The 20,684-nt window shown below is 63.2% G+C and carries 16 protein-coding genes; 2 read left to right on the top strand and 14 right to left on the bottom strand.

What is annotated here, in order from left to right; all coding sequences use genetic code 11:
• The first annotated feature begins 32 nt into the window (after positions 1-32).
• Both E3U47_RS22675 and E3U47_RS22670 read left to right on the top strand, forming a co-directional pair.
• Complete coding sequence (locus E3U47_RS22675) at positions 33-2,780, top strand: dermonecrotic toxin domain-containing protein (protein WP_134693821.1); 2,748 nt, start codon at positions 33-35, stop codon at positions 2,778-2,780.
• A gap of 133 nt (positions 2,781-2,913) precedes the next feature.
• Entirely contained in the window at positions 2,914-5,625 is a 2,712-nt protein-coding gene (locus E3U47_RS22670; protein ID WP_134693820.1) for a dermonecrotic toxin domain-containing protein, read from the top strand.
• Between the two features lie 37 nt (positions 5,626-5,662).
• Here E3U47_RS22670 and E3U47_RS22665 read toward each other — a convergent pair whose 3' ends face one another.
• From E3U47_RS22665 to flhA, 14 genes are all read right to left on the bottom strand, one after another.
• Positions 5,663-6,058, bottom strand: a complete 396-nt coding sequence (locus E3U47_RS22665; RefSeq protein WP_134693819.1) for a DUF2802 domain-containing protein — start codon at positions 6,056-6,058, stop codon at positions 5,663-5,665.
• A 1-nt stretch (position 6,059) separates the two neighbouring features.
• Positions 6,060-6,539, bottom strand: a complete 480-nt coding sequence (locus tag E3U47_RS22660) for a chemotaxis protein CheW (RefSeq protein WP_023630607.1) — start codon at positions 6,537-6,539, stop codon at positions 6,060-6,062.
• Between the two features lie 67 nt (positions 6,540-6,606).
• Positions 6,607-7,527, bottom strand: a complete 921-nt coding sequence (locus E3U47_RS22655) for a CheW domain-containing protein (protein ID WP_134693818.1) — start codon at positions 7,525-7,527, stop codon at positions 6,607-6,609.
• Complete coding sequence (locus E3U47_RS22650) at positions 7,527-8,315, bottom strand: ParA family protein (RefSeq protein WP_134693817.1); 789 nt, start codon at positions 8,313-8,315, stop codon at positions 7,527-7,529. The genes E3U47_RS22655 and E3U47_RS22650 overlap by 1 nt, the downstream gene beginning before the upstream one ends.
• A gap of 82 nt (positions 8,316-8,397) precedes the next feature.
• The gene (motD, locus tag E3U47_RS22645; RefSeq protein ID WP_134693816.1) at positions 8,398-9,255 is read right to left on the bottom strand and encodes a flagellar motor protein MotD; all 858 of its coding nucleotides are present in this window, start codon (positions 9,253-9,255) and stop codon (positions 8,398-8,400) included.
• 3 nt (positions 9,256-9,258) lie between these two features.
• Positions 9,259-9,999, bottom strand: coding sequence for a flagellar motor protein (locus tag E3U47_RS22640; protein WP_134693815.1), 741 nt, complete (start codon positions 9,997-9,999; stop codon positions 9,259-9,261).
• Complete coding sequence (locus E3U47_RS22635) at positions 9,999-11,114, bottom strand: chemotaxis response regulator protein-glutamate methylesterase (protein ID WP_134693814.1); 1,116 nt, start codon at positions 11,112-11,114, stop codon at positions 9,999-10,001. The genes E3U47_RS22640 and E3U47_RS22635 overlap by 1 nt, the downstream gene beginning before the upstream one ends.
• 45 nt (positions 11,115-11,159) lie before the next feature.
• Complete coding sequence (locus E3U47_RS22630; RefSeq protein WP_134693813.1) at positions 11,160-13,406, bottom strand: chemotaxis protein CheA; 2,247 nt, start codon at positions 13,404-13,406, stop codon at positions 11,160-11,162.
• Between the two features lie 12 nt (positions 13,407-13,418).
• Positions 13,419-14,207: a protein phosphatase CheZ gene (locus E3U47_RS22625; protein WP_134693812.1), complete on the bottom strand. Its 789-nt coding sequence runs from the start codon at positions 14,205-14,207 to the stop codon at positions 13,419-13,421.
• A gap of 18 nt (positions 14,208-14,225) precedes the next feature.
• Positions 14,226-14,600, bottom strand: coding sequence for a chemotaxis response regulator CheY (locus E3U47_RS22620; RefSeq protein WP_134693811.1), 375 nt, complete (start codon positions 14,598-14,600; stop codon positions 14,226-14,228).
• Positions 14,601-14,703: 103 nt separating this feature from the next.
• Positions 14,704-15,444 carry an RNA polymerase sigma factor FliA gene (gene fliA / locus E3U47_RS22615; RefSeq protein WP_134693810.1) on the bottom strand — a complete coding sequence of 247 codons (741 nt, stop codon included), beginning with the start codon at positions 15,442-15,444 and terminating at the stop codon, positions 14,704-14,706.
• Positions 15,441-16,274 (bottom strand): flagellar synthesis regulator FleN, encoded by an 834-nt coding sequence (gene fleN / locus E3U47_RS22610; RefSeq protein ID WP_016393812.1) that lies wholly within the window; start codon positions 16,272-16,274, stop codon positions 15,441-15,443. Before fleN ends, fliA begins: the two co-directional genes overlap by 4 nt.
• Before the next feature lie 114 nt (positions 16,275-16,388).
• Entirely contained in the window at positions 16,389-17,702 is a 1,314-nt protein-coding gene (gene flhF / locus E3U47_RS22605) for a flagellar biosynthesis protein FlhF (RefSeq protein ID WP_134693809.1), read from the bottom strand.
• Positions 17,703-17,713: 11 nt separating this feature from the next.
• Positions 17,714-19,843, bottom strand: a complete 2,130-nt coding sequence (gene flhA, locus E3U47_RS22600; protein WP_134693808.1) for a flagellar biosynthesis protein FlhA — start codon at positions 19,841-19,843, stop codon at positions 17,714-17,716.
• Between the last annotated feature and the right edge of the window lie 841 nt (positions 19,844-20,684).

The following is a 20,684-nucleotide window of genomic DNA, read 5'->3' as shown; positions in this document are numbered from 1 at the left end:
GTGGCGCCCCCTATCCATGCTGGGTCACCACGATGAACAGCCGTTACGTCAGCAATGCCGGTGTACGCTTTGTAAGCGACCACCTCAAGGACTTCCCTCGCCCTGATCGCGCCGCGGCCACGGCCATCCGCAACTGGGCCGCTCGCCGCGGGCAAACCCTGGACCCCGACCGTACCGATGTGGTCGTGCTGCACCACCAATGGCGCCACGGCATTGGCGAGGTTGGGGTCGTGCAACAGAAAATGACACTGACCCAGGCGGTGCTGGCCAACTGGCAAGGCGAGTCCAGCAACAACCTCCTCGGTGCCGCACTCGGCAGGCCCTGGGCCGGGAGCTTTCCGGACAGCCAACGCATCACCCTGGTCGACCAGCTCGACCCGCCGAAGCCGCTGTCCAACGCTAGCGCCTACGGCATCTACAACGGTCTTTTCCGCCAGACCGTCCCCAGCGAGTACAGCGCCCGTACTCATGTCGCGCTCGCGGCGGAAGATTTCCAGCAGTTCATCTGGGACCTCGACTTGCACAGTACCTACAAGACCATGCTGGATACCTACTGGCGGCGCCGCGCCAGCAGTCACCGCCTGGCGGCGAAGATCGCTTTCATCACCGCCTGTAACCGCCAGGTCGCCGAAGGCAGCCTCGACGACCGGGCGCGCCGGCTCGCCTGGCGCGCGGCGGGGCTGGAGCAGGCGCCCACACCGTTGCACCTGCGCTTTCTCAACATCTATGGCTATGCCGCCACCGACCTGCTGCAGATCAGCGACCCGGCCAGCGGCCTGACTCTGCTCTACATCCCTGGCAACGCCGCGCCACTGCATGCTTTCGCCAGCCCCAGCGCGCTGCAGGACTGGTTCGCCAGCCAGTGCCGCAACCCCGGCACCCGCGCCGCTTTGCAACAGCACTTCGCCCTGGCCGATGTGCCCGACGGCCTCGACTTCAGCGGTCTGTCCACCGCGCTGGACGGGCTTGGCCTATACCCCGCGCCCAACCACCTGTCCAGCAACCGCCCGGGGTTCACCGCCGAAGGCCTTTGGCATCCGCACACCTACGTCAACTACAAGCCCGACCAGTACAGCCCGCTGATCGCGGACGACCTGTTCCTCGCCCTGACCCGGCAACAACGCAAGCGCAGCTACGAGGATGCCGACTACCGTATCACCAGCAACGGCGAAGTGAGCAAAGCTCGCTGGCGTGGCTACCTGAGCTCGGCGATCAACCTGCTAGCTCCGCTGGCCATCGTGGTGCCGGAACTAGCACCCATATTCGCGCTGGGCGGCATCGCCCAGTTCGGCCTGGGCCTGGACCAGGCCATCAATGCTCATGGCCAGCAGGAACGCGCCGCGGGCGTGGGCAACGCCACCTTCGGCCTGCTCAATGCCCTGCCGCTGGCGCACGCCGGCCTGACCCGCGAGGTAGCGCTATACCGCGTCAAGAACGAGGGTTTCATCGCGCCCCAGGAGGTCAACGGTCGCTTGGGATACCCCCTGAGCCCAGTCTCGCCACCGCACCTGCCGGTCGACGAGATCGCGCCTTACTTTCATATCCCCGATGCCATCGCATCGATCCCGGGTGCCGATGCCGCTACCTATGCAGCCATCGACCGGGTCCCCCGCTACGACGGGACGCCTGACCTGCTGGCCGCCTCCGTGGGTGGCTACAACGCAGAGATGGTCTACGACCTGGAGAGTGACAGCTTCATCTTCGAGGGCGACCTCAACGAAGTCGACCCGACCCATTACATTCCCCAGGCCGGACGCCGCGACCTGCTGCAGGTGAACCTGCGTAACCGGGTCGTCACCGATCCGATGCGCATCGCCACCCTGCGCGCACTCGGCGTGGACCTGCAACTGCCAGTGGCGATACCTGACGTGCCAACCACCGGCATGCGGCCAATTCCACGGCAGTTCCTCAGCCTCTGGGTAGGCGACAAGGTCATCGACGCGCCATTGCTGACCAACCTGGGCAACAACGCCGAACGTTTGAATGACACTACCTACAACCTGCGCCTTTATCTGTCCCGGGCCAACGCTGACGCCCACGCCGAAAACCTGCGCCTGCTGGGCATGCATGCACCCGGCGTGCAAGTGCTGACCCTGGAACAACAACCCTGGTTCATCAGTTTTCGAGATGGCCCTTACCATGCCCAGTACCAAGCCGCGATTGCTGGCGGCAACTTCTCGTCAGCCTCGGATGTACTGCGTTATCCAATGCTCGATAGCGAAGGGGGCATCTACATGGACGTGGACGACAGCCTGCTGACGGTGGGTGAGTATCCGCACGTCGCCGCCGGCAAACCATTCGGCAAACCCGGCGAAGCCATCGAGCAAGTCGAGCTAAGCACCCGCGACGACGGGCTGCTGCTGTTCCCGCCGATGTCCAATGAAAAGCTCGGCATGAACTGCCAGTTCAATACCAGCGTGATCGGCAGCCACGCCAACAACCCGACATTGCGGGCGATCAGCGAGGAAATGCGCAGCCGCTACCTGGCCGAACCAGGCTTCTATGCCAGCCGCCCCAGCCTGCGCCAGGACCCGCAGGGCTTCTATCGCTATGCCGGCAAACTCAACCGCCTGACCGGCCCCGGGCTGCTCACCGACGTGGTCGACCGGCACCTGCCGACGCTGAAGCTGCTGAGACAGATCACCAATCTGTACCAGATGCCCCGCATCAACGCCGGCCTGTACGTGGACCTGGACCGTTATCGGGCGGTCTCGCGGCAATTATTGCCATTCAACCGACTAGTACGTGTGGGAGGGAATCACGCCTGGGCCAAGCCCTGAATCACCGGCATGGCTCGCGGGAGCGAGGCGCACGAAGCCCTCCTCCCGCAGATCGGAGTGGTAAGTATGTACAACAATTCACGCCCGCTCCTTCGCTACCGTGGCGGCTCATTCTTCGTACAAGTGCACCCCCATGGCCTCCACATTCGTAAACGACGCGGGCGAACAGTTCATCCGCGACCACTTGCAACACATTCCTCGCCCTGACCAGCTCGCTTCTGCTGCTATTCGTAAATGGGCTCAACAGCAAGGCCATGACCTCGACCCCGAGCAGATCGACGTGGTTACCCTGCACTACCGTGGCAACCAAGCTGTAATCGCCCAACGCGTTTCCCTCACCCAGGCGCTTCTATCCAACTGGCAAGGAGAGACCGACAAGAACTGGATTGGCCAATGGCTTCCTGGCCACTGGGCTGGCCATTTTCCAAGTGGCCCATTGGCTATTGTCGAGCACTTGCCTGAACCAGGAGCATTGGACAACAGCTCCCGTTTCGCGGTGTTCAACGGTCTGTTCCGCAGGACCACTCCCGCACGCTACGACAGCACCACACATCTGCCGCTCGATGTCGAGGCCATGCAGCGGTACATCTGGAACCTGGATTTCCATACACGTTTCTCCAAGCTGCTGGACAATTACTGGAGAAATGCTCAGGAAACCCATCGGCAATCTTTGCAGATGAGTTTCATCGCCGCTTGCAACAAACAAGTCCAGGAAGGCTCATTGAGCGACGCTGGTCGCCAACTGGCCTGGCAGGCTGCAGGGCTCATGCCGCGAGATCCTGGCTTGGAGATCAGGCCCTTGAACGTCTATGGCTACACCGCAACCGACCTGATCCAGATCACCGACCCGCAACAGTCGCAGATACTGGTGTATCTGCCGGGCAATTCATCGCCCTTCCATGAGTTCGACGGCATGACCGCCCTGCAAGACTGGTTCGGCGAGCAGTGCCGCGACAGCAAAAAACGCCAACGCCTGCGTCAGTACTTCAAACTAGCCGATACACCCGACGGCCTGGACTTCAGTGGGCTGGATACCGCACTGGACGGCCTTGGCACTTACCCGCACTTTCACACTCGATCGCCCAACCGACCAGGTTTTACCGTCGATGGTCCTTGGCCCCCCAGGGACTACGTGAACTACAAGCTTCCCAAGTACAGCCCATTGCTCGTGGGTGACTTGTTCGAAGCCCTCACACTGAGCCAGCGCAAACGCAGCTATGCCGACGCCGACTTTATGATCACCAGCAAGGCGCAAGTGACCAAAGCCCGCTGGCGTGACTACCTGACGACCTCGATCAATCTGCTTGCGCCCTTGGCGCTAGTGGTTCCTGAACTCATACCGCTGCTGGCCGTCGGAGGTATCGTGCAGTTCGGCCTGGGGCTTGATCAGACAATCAACGGCAAGACGCCCGAGGACAAGGCTGGCGGCGTGAGCAACATCACCTTCGGCCTGCTAAATGCCGCACCGCTGCCCTTGCTACTGGCGACCCGCGCGCAAGTCCTGTTCCCAGGCAAAAACTGGCGATTCGTCCTGCCGACGCGAGTGAACGATCAGGTGGGCTACTCCCTGAGCCCCATGGACCCTCCCCGGTTACCGGAAGATGGCCCGGCACGCTACTTCTCTCGCCCCTCATTCCCATTGCCAACCGTATCTGCGGGAGATAGCCCCGTAGCTCAGTGGGTAAACAGAGTCATTGATGAAGAAACTGGCGCCACGCGCTTGGAAGCAGTCCTGGACGAACGCAAGGTCGTTGTACGGTACGACAGCGAACACGACGCATTCACTCTCGAGTCGGATGCCGAAAAAAGGCAGCCGACATTCTATCAAGTCACTCATCAAAGCAACGGTCTGGTTGCGTTGGAGGGCACCAACCGCCTGGTTACAAACGAGATGCGCATGAAGACACTGCGTGCTCTCGGTATCGACTTGCAGCTGCCGATCGAAATTCCAGCGGTCACCGGCACCGAACTGAAAGTACTGCCCAAGACAATCATCAGTATCTGGGTGGGTGACAATGTGATTCCTGAAGACCTGCTGAAAACTGTCGGCACCAACGTCGAACGCTTGCGAGGCACCCAATATCGCTATCGGCTGTATCTGTCAGCGGAAAACCCACTGGCATTCGCCAGCAACGAGACAAACTTGGCGCAATACAGCGACACGCTGGAGATATTGAAGCTGGAAGACGAACAACCCTTCAAAGACTTCAAGGATACCGAGTACCACGCCCAATACAAAAAGGCCATTGAGATGAAACACTTCGCCTCGGCCTGTGACGTACTCCGTTACCCGCTACTCAATGCGGAAGGCGGAATTTACATGGATGTCGATGATACCTTGCAGATCGCCACGAACAATCTGGACACCAAGGCACTGATCGCCTCGACCATCTTGAGAACGACTCAGGAAGGGTTGGTGCTAAGCGCCCCGATGAGTAACGACCTCATGGGCATGTATCTGGAGTACGGCACCAGCATAATCGGAAGCCATGCGGACAACTACACCCTGGAAAGAATCTCCGAGGTGATGCGCGAACGCTTCCTCGACAGGCCAGATTTCTATGACAGCAGGCCGCTACAAGGGCAAGCCGGCTACGAAGAGTACGTCAAGGAGTTGAGCAGAATGACAGGACCTCGCCTGCTGAACGACGTGATTGACGATGTAGATAACGAGGAACTGTCCCGGCTGCGCATTCTGCGACAGATTGCCAAGCTGAGATCAATGCCTCAACGCAACTTCCGCTTCCTCATGGCCGAGCCGTTCGGCGACATTGATGCCGCCGAGAAAAGAGACCAGGCGCTTAGCGCCCTCGTGGACATCGGCAACGCGCATTCCTGGAGCTGACCCTGAAAAAACCGGGCGACTAAAGTCGCCCGGTTCGTCACTCGCCGCGGTGCAGCTTGCTCATCAACTGCGCCTCGGCCTGGGTCAAGCCGCAGGTCTGGGTCAGCTCTTCGACGCTGGCGCCCATCACCACCAGCTTGGCCGCCTGGGTGAAGGTGACGCTGTTGGGGTCGCGCTGCTCGAGTTGCTGCAACTTCTCGGGCAGCGGCGCGACCACCGCGCGCAGTTCATGGATTGCCTCGCCCATGCGCACGGTGCCGTTCTGGTAATCGTCCAGGCGCTTGGCCAGGTCCTTGATGCGCTGGTCGCGCAGCGCATCGCCCTCGGCCTGCTGGGCGGCCAGCTCACGCTGGCGCTTGCTGTAGTTGAGGAAAAACCACAGGCTCAGCGCCCAGAGCAGCGCCAGGAAGATGACAGCAACCTCGAAGATCAACTCAGATGTTCTCCAGCTCGGACCACTCTTCCTCGGTCATCATCTTGTCCAGTTCGACCAGGATCAGCAGCTCGCCGTTCTTGTTGCAAACGCCCTGGATGAACTTGGCCGACTCTTCGTTGCCAACATTCGGCGCGGTCTCGATCTCCGACTGACGCAGGTACACCACTTCAGCGACGCTGTCGACTAGGATACCGACCACCTGCTTGTCCGCCTCGATGATGACGATGCGGGTGTTGTCGGTGACTTCGCTGGACATCAGGCCGAAGCGCTGGCGGGTGTCGATCACCGTCACCACGTTGCCGCGCAGGTTGATGATGCCCAGCACGTAGCTCGGCGCACCTGGCACCGGAGCGATCTCGGTGTAGCGCAACACTTCCTGTACCTGCATCACATTGATGCCGTAGGACTCGTTGTCCAGACGGAAGGTGACCCATTGCAGGATCGGATCTTCGGAACCTTGTGCAGACGACTTTTTCATTCCCCTAGCCCTCTAAACCCGCCTTTGGCGGTGTGCTCTGTGTAGCCGCGGCAGTAGCGGCGTTGATTCAGTTGTGTTTGGTGTTCATCTGCTTGACCGCGCCACTGGCGATCAGCTCGGCCAGTTCGGCCACATCGAGCAGCGCGCACATGTGTTCAATCACCGTGCCGGCCAGCCACGGGCGTTGCCCGCGCTGGCTGCGCCACTTGATCTCGTTCGGGTCCAGGCGCAGCGAACGGCTGACCTGGTGGACCGCCAAGCCCCATTCATAGCCCTGCACGGAAATCACGTACTGCAGGCCCTGACGAAAATCGTCGCGGTAGCGGTCGGGCATGACCCAACGCGCCGTGTCGAGCACCTTGAGGTTGCCCGCCTGGCAAGTGAGAATGCCGAGGAACCAGTCCGGTTGGCCGAACAACGGTGTCAGCTCCTGCCCGGCCAGGGTGTAGATCGAACCGAGGCAGACCAGGGGTACCGCCAAGGTCAGGCCAGCCACGTCGAACAGCAGGCATTCGAATGGCTCGGCGGCCCAGGCCGGACGCCCATCGACCGTCACCGGCGGGGTCGGCGCAGCAGGCGCGACCGGGGCATGCAGCTCGACCAGCGGCGCCACCAACTCGGCGGCCGGGGCTTCGGTGGGTCGCGCAATACTGGCTTCGGCCACCACGCTGGTTTCCGCCACGCTGACCACCGGCGCCTCTACAGGGGGCACCGGGGGCAGAACGGTGGGCAAGATTTTGGCTTGCGGCTCGGCGAACGGCCGTGCCAGCACTGGCGAGGGAACGTCTTGACGCTGGGCGTCGCGGGCCTGCTCCTCACGGACGGCCGCCTCGAAGTCATCGCTGGGCGCCGCTTCCAGCGCAGGCGCGGTGACTGCCGGTGCTTGCTCCGGCAGGTCGAATGTCTCGGTGGCTTCCTGCAGCAATCCGTCGAGGTAGGACTGCAGGGCCATCTGGGGCTTGCTGGTGATAGGCCGGGCCTGGTTCATCACGCCACCTGCAAGGTAGAACGGTAGGTGAGCAGGTGCTTGAGCAGCGCCCGGTAGGCCACCACGCCACGGCTCTTGCCATCGAACTGCGACGGCGTGACGCCGTTGCGGCTGGCGTCGCGCAGACGTGTATCAACCGGAATGTAACCCTGCCAGACCTGCTCGCCATAAGTGTCGCGCAGCACTTTCAGCGTGCCCAGCGAGGCCTGGGTGCGGCGGTCGAACAGCGTCGGCACGATCTGATACGGCAGCGCCTGCTTGCGCGAGCGGTTGATCATGCCCAGGGTCCCGACCATGCGCTCCAGGCCCTTGACCGCAAGGAACTCGGTCTGCACCGGGATCACCAACTGCTGGCTCGCGGCCAGGGCGTTGACCATCAGCACACCGAGCAAGGGTGGGCTGTCGATCAAGGCGAAGTCGAAATCCTGCCACAGCTGCGCCAGACTCTTGGCGATCACCAGGCCCAGGCCGCTTTGCCCCGGCGACTGGCGCTCCAGCACTGCCAACGCGGTGCTCGACGGCAACAGCGAGATGCGCTCGTCGCTGGTGGGCAGCAGCAACTGGCCGGGCAGGCCCTCGGGCACCGTGCCCTTGTGCAGGAACAGGTCATAGCAACTGTGCTCGAGCGCGTCGGGGTTATGCCCGAAGTAACTGGTCATCGAGCCGTGGGGGTCCAGGTCGACCACGACCACGCGCTTGCCCGCCTCGGCCAGCAGGCCGGCCAGAGCGATGGTGGTGGTGGTCTTGCCGACGCCACCTTTTTGATTGGCTACTGCCCAGACTCTCATAGGACAACTCTTGACTCGTTAATGTCGCCGAACCCTGTGGAAACCGGCTCCCACAGGCACACGGCGACAGAGAATTGACGAGTTATTGCCCCGCCACCGATGCAGGCGTGGCTGGTGCACTTTGTGTGCCAGCCCGGCGCAGCGCGGCATCGGGGGTGGCATTGGCGCTGCCGCTGCCGGTCAGGCTGCGACGCACCTCGAGGTTGCGCGAAATCACCAGGACCACGCGGCGGTTGCGCGCGCGGCCCTCTGCACTGTCATTGCTGGCCACCGGCTGGTACTCGCCATAGCCCACCGATGCCATGCGCGCCGGGTTGACCCCTTCCATGGCCAACAGGCGGACGATGCTCGCCGCCCGCGCCGAGGACAGTTCCCAGTTGGTTGGATACTGGGCGGTGCGGATCGGCAGGTTGTCGGTGAAGCCCTCGACGTGCACCGGGTTGGCGAACGGCTTGAGGATCTTCGCCACCTTCTCGATGATCTCGAAGGCGACATCGCTAGGCATGGCATCGGCGCTGGCGAACAGCAGCGAGGAGTTAAGCTCGATCTCGACCCACAGCTCGTTGCCGCGCACGGTCATCTGGTTGGACTTGATCAGGTCGCCGAAGGCATCGCGAACATCGTCGCTGATGGTCTTGAGCGGGTCGGCGCTGCTTTGCGCCAGGCCCGCGTCGGTCTGCTCGCTGTCCTTGATCAACGGCTCGGCCGGACGCACCGACAGCGGCCGCTCCTCGCCGATAGGGATCGGTTTCATGGTCCGATCGGGGTCGTTGAACACCCCGATCAGCGCCTGGGAGATGACCTTGTACTTACCCTCGTTGATCGAGGAGATCGAGTACATGACCACGAAGAAGGCGAACAACAGGGTGATGAAGTCGGCATACGACACCAGCCAGCGTTCGTGGTTTTCATGTTCCTCGGTATGACGACGGCGGGCCATGGCTTACTCCATGAAGCCTTGCAGCTTCAGCTCGATCGAGCGCGGGTTCTCGCCTTCGGCGATCGACAGCAGGCCCTCGAGGAGCATTTCACGGTAGCGCGACTGGCGCAGGGTGATGGCCTTGAGCTTGTTGGCGATCGGCAGCAGGATCAGGTTGGCGCTGGCCACGCCATAGATGGTGGCGACGAAGGCCACGGCGATACCGTTGCCCAACTGCGACGGGTCGGCCAGGTTACCCATCACGTGGATCAGGCCCATGACCGCACCGATGATGCCGATGGTCGGCGCGTAGCCGCCCATGCTCTCGAACACCTTGGCGGCCTGGATGTCGCGGGCTTCCTGGGTAAGGAAGTCGACTTCGAGGATGCTGCGGATGGCCTCGGGTTCGGCGCCGTCGACCAGCAGTTGCAGGCCCTTGCGCGCATAAGGGTCGGGCTCGGCGTCAGCCACGCCTTCCAGGCCCAGCAGGCCTTCCTTGCGCGCGGTCAGGCTCCAGTTCACCACCCGGTCGATGCCACCGACCAGGTCGACCCGTGGCGGGAAGAAGATCCAGCGCACGATCTGCAAGGCGCGCTTGAACGACGACAGCGGCGACTGCAGCAGCGCCGCCGCCAGCGTGCCACCCAGCACGATCAGCGCGGCCGGGCCGTTGAGCAGCGCGCCGACATGGCCACCCTCGAGGAAGTTGCCGCCGACGATGGCGACAAAGGCGAGGATCAGGCCGATAAGGCTGAGGACATCCATCAGACGCACGCCTCGACCAGGTGCTTGCCGATTTCGTCCAGGCTGTACACGGCATCGGCCAGGTTGGCCTTGACGATGGCCATGGGCATGCCATAGATCACGCAACTGGCTTCATCCTGGGCCCATACGGTGCTACCGCCCTGCTTGAGCAGGCGCGCGCCTTCGCGACCGTCGGCGCCCATGCCGGTGAGTACCACCGAGAGCACCTTGTCGCCATAGGACTTGGCCGCCGAACCGAAGGTGATGTCGACGCAAGGCTTGTAGTTCAGGCGCTCATCGCCCGGCAGGATCTTCACCGTGCCGCGGCCGTCGACCATCATCTGCTTGCCGCCAGGGGCGAGCAGAGCCAGGCCTGGGCGTAGCACGTCACCGTCCTCGGCTTCCTTGACGCTGATCTTGCACAGCTTGTCGAGGCGCTCGGCAAAAGCCTTGGTGAAAGCCGCCGGCATGTGCTGGATCAGCACGATCGGCGCCGGGAAACTGGCCGGCAGTTGCGTGAGCACGCGCTGCAGGGCCACCGGGCCACCGGTGGAGGTACCGATGGCCACCAGCTTGTAAGGCTTGCGCTTGGGCGCCGGCGAGTGCGCGGCAGCCGGTGCCGTGGCTCGGGCCGGGGCGGTACGCGCCGGGGCGCTGCTGGCCAAACTGCTGGTCGGGGCATGGCTGCTGGCCGGGGCTGGCGCGGCGGCCGGGGCGGCATAGGCGCTGAAACGACGGTTGCTGCGCGAGATGGTATGGACCTTTTCGCACAGCATCTGCTTGACCTTCTCGGGGTTGCGCGAGATGTCCTCGAAGTTCTTCGGCAGGTAGTCGACCGCACCGGCGTCCAGCGCATCGAGGGTAACCCGGGCGCCTTCATGGGTGAGCGAGGAGAACATCAGCACCGGTGTCGGGCAGCGCTGCATGATGTGCCGCACCGCGGTGATGCCGTCCATCATGGGCATTTCGTAGTCCATGGTGATGACATCAGGCTTGAGCGCCTGCGCCTGGTCGATCGCTTCCTTGCCGTTGGTCGCGGTGCCCACGACCTGGATCGTCGGGTCCGCCGAGAGAATTTCCGAGACACGGCGGCGGAAGAAACCAGAATCATCCACCACCAGGACCTTGACTGCCATAAACACTCCATTAGGCGGCGCACCCGCCAGGGCGCGCCACCGAAATCAAATACGCCGGGCGGCGTAACGCTTGAGCATGCTCGGTACGTCGAGGATCAGCGCAATGCGCCCGTCACCGGTGATGGTGGCGCCGGACATGCCCGGGGTCCCCTGCAGCATCTTGCCCAGCGGCTTGATCACCACCTCTTCCTGGCCAACCAGCTGGTCGACCACGAAGCCAATGCGCTGGGTACCGACCGACAGGATCACCACATGGCCTTCGTGCTGTTCCTCGTGCTCGTGGTCCTGGACCAGCCAGCGCTTGAGGTAGAACAGCGGCAGCGCCTTGTCGCGCACGATCACCACTTCCTGGCCATCGACCACGTTGGTGCGCGACAGGTCGAGGTGGAAGATCTCGTTGACGTTGACCAGCGGGAAGGCGAACGCCTGGTTGGCCAGCATCACCATCAACGTCGGCATGATCGCCAGGGTCAGCGGCACCTTGATGACGATCTTCGAGCCCTGGCCCTTGGCCGAGAAGATGTTGATCGAGCCGTTGAGCTGGGAAATCTTGGTCTTCACCACGTCCATGCCGACGCCACGGCCGGACACATCGGAGATCTCGGTCTTGGTCGAGAAGCCCGGGGCGAAGATCAGGTTGTAGCAGTCCGACTCGCTCAGGCGATCGGCCGCGTCCTTGTCCATCAGGCCCTTTTCCACGGCCTTGGCCCGCAGCACGCTGGGGTCCATGCCCTTGCCGTCGTCGGAGATCGACAGCAGGATGTGGTCGCCCTCCTGCTCGGCGGACAGCACCACGCGGCCGGTGCGTGCCTTGCCGGAGGCCTCGCGCTCATCGGGCATCTCGACCCCATGGTCGACGGCGTTGCGCACCAAGTGCACCAACGGGTCGGCCAGGGCCTCGACCAGGTTCTTGTCGAGGTCGGTCTCTTCACCGACCAGCTCCAGGTTGATCTCTTTCTTCAACTGGCGGGCCAGGTCGCGGACCAGTCGCGGGAAGCGGCCGAAGACTTTCTTGATCGGCTGCATGCGAGTCTTCATGACCGCGGTCTGCAGATCGGCGGTGACCACGTCGAGGTTGGACACGGCCTTGGACATGGCCTCGTCGCCGCTGTTCAGGCCCAGGCGCACCAGGCGGTTACGCACCAGCACCAGTTCGCCGACCATGTTCATGATTTCGTCCAGGCGCGCGGTGTCGACGCGCACGGTGGTTTCCGCTTCGCTGGCGCCGTGCTTTTCGGCGGCAGCGGCCGGCGCACGGGCTGGCGCGGCAGGTTTGCCAGCCGGTGCTGCAGCGGCGGCAGGCGCCGGCGCTGGCGCTGGCGCTGGCTTGGCGACCGGCTTGACCTCGGCCTTGGGCGCCGCCGGCGCGGCAGCCACGGCAGCGGCGGGTGCCTCGGCAGCGACGGCATCGCCGGAGAACTTGCCCTTGCCGTGCAACTGGTCCAGCAGCGCTTCGAATTCGTGTTCGCTGATATTTTCGTCGCCCGCGGCAACCGGCGCGGCGCTGTCCGCCGCCGGGGCCGCCGCCACGGCAGTCGGCAGGGCGTCGACAGCAAAGGTGCCCTTGCCGTGCAACTGGTCGAGCAACGATTCGAACTCATCGTCGGTGATTTCGTCGCTGGTCGGCGCCGCGGCCGTAGGCTCGCTGACGGCTGCTTCAGCCGAGAACTGGCCCTTGCCATGCAACTGGTCGAGCAGCGACTCGAACTCGGCGTCGGTGATTTCGTCACCCTGGCCAGTGACCTGCTCGCCTTGCATCTGCTCGTGAACGGCTGCTTCGGCCTTGACCGCATCCAGCGAATCGAGCAGTTGCTCGAACTCGGTGTCGGTGATGTCGGGCTCGGTGGCCGCTACCTCGGCGACCGGCTCGGCCTCGACCACTGGGGCCGGCGCTTCGGCGCCACCCGGCTCGGCCAGGCGCGACAGCGCCGCCAGCAGCTCCGGGGTGGCCGGGGTCACTTCGCTGCGCTCGCGCACCTGGCCGAACATGCTGTTGACCGTGTCGAGTGCCTCGAGCACCACGTCCATCAGCTCGGCGTCGACCCGACGCTCACCTTTGCGCAGGATGTCGAACACGTTCTCGGCGATATGGCAGCACTCCACCAGCTCGTTGAGCTGGAGGAAGCCGGCGCCCCCTTTTACAGTGTGGAAACCGCGGAAAATCGCATTGAGCAGGTCCGCGTCATCGGGCCGGCTTTCCAGCTCGACCAGTTGCTCGGACAGTTGCTCGAGGATTTCGCCGGCTTCTACCAGGAAATCCTGGAGGATTTCTTCATCGGCGCCGAAGCTCATTAAACGTGCTCCTTAAAAACCCAGGCTGGACAGCAGATCATCGACATCGTCCTGACCGGACACGACGTCTTCACGCTTATCGGCATGAATCTGCGGACCTTCACCCCGAGTCGGATGTTTTTCTTGATCTTTTTCAGCACGCAGCTGCTGGTGGTCATGTTCGATGCCGGCAAAGCGGTCGACCTGACTGGCCATCAGCACGAGCTTGAGCAGATTGCTTTCTACTTCGGTGACCAGCGCGGTCACCCGCTTGATCACCTGGCCGGTCAGGTCCTGATAGTCCTGAGCCAGCAGAATGTCGTTGAGGTGGCCCGAGACCTTGCGGTTGCCTTCGGCACTGTGTGTCAGGAAACTGTCGACGCGCTTGACCAGCTCGCGGAATTCCGGCGCCGCCACTTCGCGGCGCATGAAGCGCTGCCAGTCGGCGGACAGGTCCTGGGCCTCGCTTGCCAGTGCATTGAGCACCGGGGTGCTCTCCTCCACCAGGTCCATGGTGCGGTTGGCGGCACCTTCGGTGAGACGCACCACGTAGGAGAGGCGCTCGGTGGCATCGGTGATCTGCGAGACTTCCTCGGCCTGCGGCATCGCCGGGTCGATCTGGAAGCTGACGATCGCGCTGTGCAGCTCGCGAGTGAGCTTGCCCACTTCCTGGTACAGACCGCGGTCGCGGGTCTGGTTCAGTTGGTGGATCAGTTGCACGGCCTCGCCGAACCGGCCGCGCTCAAGGCTCTCGACCAGCTCCTGGGCATGCTTCTTCAGGGTTGATTCGAACTCACCCAGCGAGTTGTTGATTGACTCCATGGCGCCCCCTGACGTGACTCAGCCGTTGACGCGTTCGAAGATCTTCTCGATCTTTTCTTTGAGCACCTGGGCGGTGAAAGGCTTGACCACATAGCCATTGACGCCGGCCTGGGCCGCCTCGATGATCTGGTCGCGCTTGGCCTCGGCAGTCACCATCAGCACGGGCATGCCCTTGAGACGATCGTGGGCACGCACCTTGCGCAGCAGGTCGATACCGGACATGCCAGGCATGTTCCAGTCGGTCACCAGGAAGTCGTAATGCCCGGCTTCGAGCATCGGCAGTGCCGTGGTGCCGTCGTCGGCCTCTTCGGTATTGGTGAAGCCCAGATCACGCAACAGGTTCTTGATGATCCGCCGCATCGTCGAAAAATCGTCAACGATGAGGATTTTCATGTCTTTGTTCAATTAGACCTCCAAGCAGTCTTAAACGCGCTCGGCGCCGAGCGCGCAGTCAATCAATTCGGCACCACAAAATACGACTGCATCAAACCTTGGCTCAACGCGCCCGCCATTCACCCAGACGGCTGCGCAGACGTGCCGCGCATTGGCTGTGCAACTGGCTGACACGCGACTCGCTGACCCCCAGCACCTCACCGATTTCCTTGAGGTTCAGTTCTTCGTCGTAGTACAGCGCCAGGACCAGGCGCTCGCGCTCCGGCAGGTTGGCGATGGCATCGGCCAGGGCGGCCTGGAAGCGCTCGTCCTCCAGGTCCCGCGATGGCTCCAGCTGGCCGCTGGCTCCGTCCTCATGCAGCCCTTCGTGTTCGCCGTCCTGTAGCAGGTCGTCGAAACTGAACAGGCGGCTGCCCAAGGTGTCGTTCAGAATCCCGTAGTAATCATCGAGACTCAATTGGAGTTCGGCAGCAACCTCGTGATCTTTAGCGTCGCGACCGGTCTTTGCTTCAACACAGCGAATCGCATCGCTGACCATGCGCGTGTTGCGGTGCACCGAACGCGGCGCCCAATCGCCCTTGCGCACCTCGTCGAGCATGGCGCCACGGATACGAATACCGGCGTAGGTCTCGAAACTGGCACCCTTGCTGGCGTCGTACTTGTTGGCCACTTCCAGCAGGCCGATCATGCCAGCCTGGATCAGGTCCTCGACCTGGACATTGGCCGGCAGCCGCGCCAGCAGGTGGTAGGCGATGCGCTTGACCAGCGGCGCGTAGCGTTCAACCAGCTCATACTGGGCGTCCTTCGCCGCCTTGCTGTACATCTTGAAACCGCTCGCGTTCATAGCACGGGCCCTGCGCTGGTGGGTTGCACCAGGCGCTCGACGAAGAACTCCAGGTGGCCCCGCGGGTTGGCAGGCAACGGCCAGCTGTCGACCTTCTGCGCAATGGCCTTGAAGGCCAGCGCGCACTTGGACCGAGGGAAGGCCTCATAGACCGCTCGCTGCTTCTGCACCGCCTTGCGCACGCATTCGTCGTAAGGCACGGCGCCGACGTATTGTAGGGCGACGTCGAGGAAGCGATCCGTGACCTTGGTCAACTTGGCGAAAAGGTTGCGGCCTTCCTGCGGGCTCTGGGCCATGTTGGCCAGCACGCGGAAGCGGTTCATGCCGTAATCGCGGTTGAGCAGCTTGATCAGGGCGTAGGCGTCGGTTATCGAGGTGGGTTCGTCGCACACCACCAGCAGCACTTCCTGGGCGGCGCGAACGAAGCTGACCACAGAGTCACCGATCCCCGCGGCGGTGTCGATCACCAGCACGTCGAGGTTGTCGCCGATCTCGCTGAAAGCCTGGATCAGCCCGGCATGCTGCGCCGGCGCCAGGTGCACCATGCTTTGCGTGCCGGAGGCCGCCGGCACGATGCGCACACCACCCGGCCCCTGCAACAGCACGTCGCGCAGCTCGCAGCGGCCCTCGATGACATCGGCAAGGGTGCGCTTGGGCGTGAGCCCCAGCAGCACGTCCACATTGGCCAGGCCCAGGTCGGCGTCCAGCAACATGACCCTACGGCCGAGCTCGGCCAGCGCCAGGGACAGGTTCACTGAAACGTTAGTCTTGCCGACGCCACCTTTGCCACCGGTCACGGCGATCACCTGTACGGGATGCATGCTACCCATGTCTGTTCTTTACCTTGTCTCGCTTGGACCCAGGCCACATGAGGGGCTGAACAGTCAAGGCCACGGTCCGGCCGGACAACCCCATGATGTAGGTACTTTGCACAGTATTCACCCTCAACCCGCGCGCTTGCCAGGGTTGTGGTACAGATCAGCGAACATGTCGGCCATGGCCTCGTCGCTGGGCTCGTCCTGCAGCTGCACGCTGACCGCGCGGCTCACCAACTGGTGCTTGCGCGGTAATTGCAGGTCGTCGGGAATGCGTGGGCCATCGGTCAGATAGGCCACCGGCAGTTCGTGACGAATGGCCAGGCTCAGCACTTCGCCGAGGCAGGCCGTTTCGTCCAGTTTGGTCAGGATGCACCCGGCCAGGCCGCAGCGCTTGTAGCTGTGGTAGGCGGCGGTGAGCACCTGTTTCTGGCTGGTGGTTGCCAGCACCAGGTAATTCTTGGCGGCGATACCGCGCCCGGCCAGGGTTTCCAGCTGCATGCGCAGGGCCGGGTCGCTGGCCTGCAAGCCGGCGGTGTCGATCAGCACCACGCGCTTGCGCAGCAGTGGTTCCAGGGCCTGGGCCAACGACTCGCCCGGGTCGACGTAGGTAACCGGCACGTTGAGGATCCGCCCCAGGGTCTTGAGCTGTTCCTGGGCGCCGATGCGGAAGCTGTCCATGCTCACCAGCGCCAGGTTGTTCGCGCCGTACTTGAGCACATAGCGCGCGGCCAGCTTGGCCAGGGTGGTGGTCTTGCCCATGCCGGCGGGGCCGACCATGGCGATCACCCCGCCTTCTTCGATGGGTTCGATCTCGGGCACGTCGATCATCCGCGCCAGGTGCGCCAGGACCATGCGCCAGGCTTGGCGCGGTTCTTCGATTTCGGCGGTGAGCTCGAGCAGTTCGCGAGCCAGGCCACCAGACAGGCCCAGGCGCTGCAGGCGGCGCCAGAGATTGGCCTGCTGCGGCTTGCTGCCCTGCAGTTGGCTCCAGGCCAGCGAACCGAGCTGGACTTCGAGCAGCTCGCGCAGGCCATTGAGTTCGAAGCGCATGGCATCGAAAAGGCGTGGGTCGACCGCTGCGGCGGCCGGAGCGGCTACTGGCGCGGGCTCATCGACCTGCGGCTCGATCAGCGGCTCGGACGCGGTCAGCGACTGGCCGGCAAACAATTGGCGGTTACCGCCCTCGCCCGCCTCGCCACGGCCGCTCAGTTCGGCCTGAGCGGTAACGATGCGCGACTGGGTCTTGCGCAGCTCGTCTTCCAGCTCGACGTTGGGTACGCGCGGGGCCAGGGCGGACAGTTTGTAGTCCAGCGCAGCCGTCAGTTCGACACCGCCAGCGATGCGCCGGTTGCCGATGATGGCGGCGTCGGAGCCGAGCTCATCACGGACCAGCTTCATGGCCTGACGCATATCGGCGGCGAAAAAACGCTTAACTTGCATAACCCACTACCTCAGCCATTGGGGCCCACGGTGGCAACGATGGTGACTTGCTTGTTGTCAGGTATTTCCTGATACGCCAAAACATGCAAATTCGGTACAGCCAGGCGACCGAAGCGCGACAGCATGGCGCGGATCGGGCCGGCAACCAGGAGGATGGCCGGCTGGCCCTGCACTTCCTGGCGCTGGGCGGCTTCGATCAACGAACGCTGAAGCTTTTCGGCCATGCTTGGTTCAAGAAGAACACCGTCTTCCTGACCTTGCCCGGCCCTTTGCAAACTATTGAGCAAAATCTGTTCCAACCTTGGTTCCAAGGTGATTACAGGCAGCTCGGACTCAACGCCGACAATGCTTTGCACGATGGCGCGACACAATCCGACACGTACCGCCGCCACGAGCGCGGCGGTATCTTGACTCTTGTTTGCATTGTTGGCGATGGCTTCGGCAATACTGCGGATGTCGCGCACCGGCACCTGCTCGGCAAGCAACGCCTGCAACACCTTGAGCAGGCCCGACAAGGAAATGACACCCGGCACCACTTCCTCGGCCAGTTTCGGCGAGACCTTGGCCAGCACCTGCAGCAATTGCTGCACTTCCTCATGCCCGATCAGTTCATGGCAGTGCTTCTGCAGGATCTGGTTGAGGTGAGTGGCGACCACGGTACTGGCGTCCACCACGGTGTAGCCCAATGACTGCGCCTGGGCACGCTGGCCAACGTCGATCCACACCGCCTCCAGGCCGAATGCCGGGTCGTGCGCGGCGATGCCGTTGAGGGTGCCGAACACCTGGCCGGGGTTGATCGCCAGTTCCCGGTCCGGGTAGATCTCGGCCTCGGCCAGGATCACCCCCATCAGGGTCAGGCGGTAGGCGCTGGGGGCCAGGTCGAGGTTGTCGCGAATATGCACGGTGGGCATGAGGAAGCCCAGGTCCTGGGAAAGCTTCTTGCGCACGCCCTTGATGCGCGCCAGCAACTGGCCACCCTGGTTGCGGTCGACCAGCGGGATCAGGCGGTAGCCGACCTCCAGGCCGATCATGTCGATGGGGGTGACGTCGTCCCAGCCCAGCTCCTTGGTTTCCATGGCACGCTGCGGCGAGGGCAGCAGGTCCTGCTGGCGCTGGGCTTCCTCCAGCGCAACCACCTTGGCCTTCTGCTGCTTCTTCCAGACCAGGTAAGCGCCACCACCGGCCAACGCTCCGAGACTGAGGAAGGCAACGTGCGGCATGCCTGGCACCAGGCCCATGACGATCATCAGCGCCCCGGAAACCGCCAGGGCCTTGGGCGAATCGAACATCTGCCGGTTGATCAGCTTGCCCATGTCCTCGGAGCCCGAGGCGCGGGTGACCATGATCGCGGCGGCGGTGGACAGCAGCAGCGACGGCAACTGCGCCACCAAACCGTCACCGATGGTCAGCAGGGCGTAGACCTTGCCGGCGTCGCCGAAGGTCATGCCGTGCTGCAGCATGCCGATAAGCATGCCGCCGATCAGGTTGATGAACAGGATCAGCAGGCCGGCGATGGCGTCACCGCGAACGAACTTGCTGGCACCGTCCATCGAGCCGTAGAACTCGGCCTCCTGAGCGACTTCGGCGCGGCGCGCCTTGGCCTGCACCTGGTCGATCAGGCCGGCGTTGAGGTCGGCGTCGATGGCCATCTGCTTGCCGGGCATGGCGTCGAGGGTGAAGCGCGCGCTGACCTCGGAGATGCGCCCGGCGCCCTTGGTCACCACCACGAAGTTGATGATCATGAGGATGGCGAACACCACCGCACCGACGACGTAGTTGCCGCCGATCACCACTTCACCGAAGGCCTGGATCACCTTGCCCGCGGCGCCGTGGCCCTCTTGGCCATGGAGCATGACCACGCGGGTAGAGGCGACGTTGAGGGCCAGGCGCAACAGGGTCGCCACCAGCAGGATGGTGGGGAACGCGGCGAAGTCCAGCGGCCGCAGGGCGTAGACGCAGACCAGCAGGACCACGATCGACAGGGCGATGTTGAAGGTGAAGAATACGTCGAGCAGGAAGGGTGGTATCGGCAACATCATCATTGCCAACATCACCAGCAGCAGCAGCGGCACGCCCAGGTTGCCCCGGCCGAGACCGGCCAGGTTGTTGCGGGCGTTGCTGATTAACTGAGTGCGATCCACCGCGAGTCCTCTTCAAGCAAAACTTTGACGCCTAGGTGGCGCTTGGCGCTGGCTTTGCAAGAAGCTTTCCAACTTTTGGGGATGGGGGTTTTCTTGGGGGGGTCGGGTTCGGGTTTTATAGTGTGGGTTTTGTATCCTTTATGCGCATTCGTAGACGATGTCGACACTTAGTCACCTTTTCGCCCTTACGGCGACCTACTTTTGCACGCGGGCAAAAGTAGGCAAAAACCGCTGGCTCCATTCATCCGGCCCCTACGCTGCGCTCCGGGGTTCCCTCGCTCCGTTCTTGCTCCCGTGGGTACCGCGCTGCAGGGCCCATCCTGGGCCCCAGCGCTCGACGGCCATCCATGGCCGTCGCCCCACTACGCAAGAACTCCACTCGGCCTCCTGAAGTCGCAATTGGCGGCGCCTGGACTATTGCGCGCTTAAAAGCAAAATCAAGAGCAGATCAAGAGCAGATCAAGAGCAGATCAAGAGCAGATCAAGAGCAGGGATTTTTGGTTTGTCAGTTGGAAATGTGTTGTTTGTTCCAACGCCGTCGTGGTGCAAGCCAACTTCCACGCTTGGCCACTTTACCGGTTTGGCGTGGGAGCGGGCGTACCCCGCGATGCGCACCAGAGCTCCCACACATTCAACTAGCGACTAGCTGCGCCAGTGCAGACGCCGCCCCTAACTTCGCGACTTCAGGAGGCCGAACGCAGGCCTTGCGTAGGGAGGTGACGGGCATGGATGCCCGTCAAGCGCTGGGGCCCAGGATGGGCCCTACAGCGCGGCCCTCCCGGGAGCAAGGCCGAAGTGAGGGAACCCCGGAGCGAAGCGCAGGGGCCGGATGAATGGAGCG

The sequence above is a fragment of the Pseudomonas sp. RIT623 genome, assembly GCF_004519305.1.
Classification (GTDB): Bacteria; Pseudomonadota; Gammaproteobacteria; order Pseudomonadales; family Pseudomonadaceae; genus Aquipseudomonas.
Note: the sequence above shows the minus strand (reverse complement) of the source record. Positions and strands in the feature narration are given on the sequence as shown.

What these genes read in the sequence shown, in the direction of transcription:
- E3U47_RS22675 (WP_134693821.1), top strand. Translation starts at nt 33, where the DNA reads ATGAACAGCCGTTACGTCAGCAATGCCGGTGTACGCTTTGTAAGCGAC.
- E3U47_RS22670 (WP_134693820.1), top strand. Translation starts at nt 2,914, where the DNA reads ATGGCCTCCACATTCGTAAACGACGCGGGCGAACAGTTCATCCGCGAC.
- E3U47_RS22660 (WP_023630607.1), bottom strand. Translation starts at nt 6,539, where the DNA reads ATGAAAAAGTCGTCTGCACAAGGTTCCGAAGATCCGATCCTGCAATGG.
- E3U47_RS22655 (WP_134693818.1), bottom strand. Translation starts at nt 7,527, where the DNA reads ATGAACCAGGCCCGGCCTATCACCAGCAAGCCCCAGATGGCCCTGCAG.
- E3U47_RS22650 (WP_134693817.1), bottom strand. Translation starts at nt 8,315, where the DNA reads ATGAGAGTCTGGGCAGTAGCCAATCAAAAAGGTGGCGTCGGCAAGACC.
- motD (WP_134693816.1), bottom strand. Translation starts at nt 9,255, where the DNA reads ATGGCCCGCCGTCGTCATACCGAGGAACATGAAAACCACGAACGCTGG.
- E3U47_RS22640 (WP_134693815.1), bottom strand. Translation starts at nt 9,999, where the DNA reads ATGGATGTCCTCAGCCTTATCGGCCTGATCCTCGCCTTTGTCGCCATC.
- E3U47_RS22635 (WP_134693814.1), bottom strand. Translation starts at nt 11,114, where the DNA reads ATGGCAGTCAAGGTCCTGGTGGTGGATGATTCTGGTTTCTTCCGCCGC.
- E3U47_RS22630 (WP_134693813.1), bottom strand. Translation starts at nt 13,406, where the DNA reads ATGAGCTTCGGCGCCGATGAAGAAATCCTCCAGGATTTCCTGGTAGAA.
- E3U47_RS22625 (WP_134693812.1), bottom strand. Translation starts at nt 14,207, where the DNA reads ATGGAGTCAATCAACAACTCGCTGGGTGAGTTCGAATCAACCCTGAAG.
- E3U47_RS22620 (WP_134693811.1), bottom strand. Translation starts at nt 14,600, where the DNA reads ATGAAAATCCTCATCGTTGACGATTTTTCGACGATGCGGCGGATCATC.
- fliA (WP_134693810.1), bottom strand. Translation starts at nt 15,444, where the DNA reads ATGAACGCGAGCGGTTTCAAGATGTACAGCAAGGCGGCGAAGGACGCC.
- fleN (WP_016393812.1), bottom strand. Translation starts at nt 16,274, where the DNA reads ATGGGTAGCATGCATCCCGTACAGGTGATCGCCGTGACCGGTGGCAAA.
- flhF (WP_134693809.1), bottom strand. Translation starts at nt 17,702, where the DNA reads ATGCAAGTTAAGCGTTTTTTCGCCGCCGATATGCGTCAGGCCATGAAG.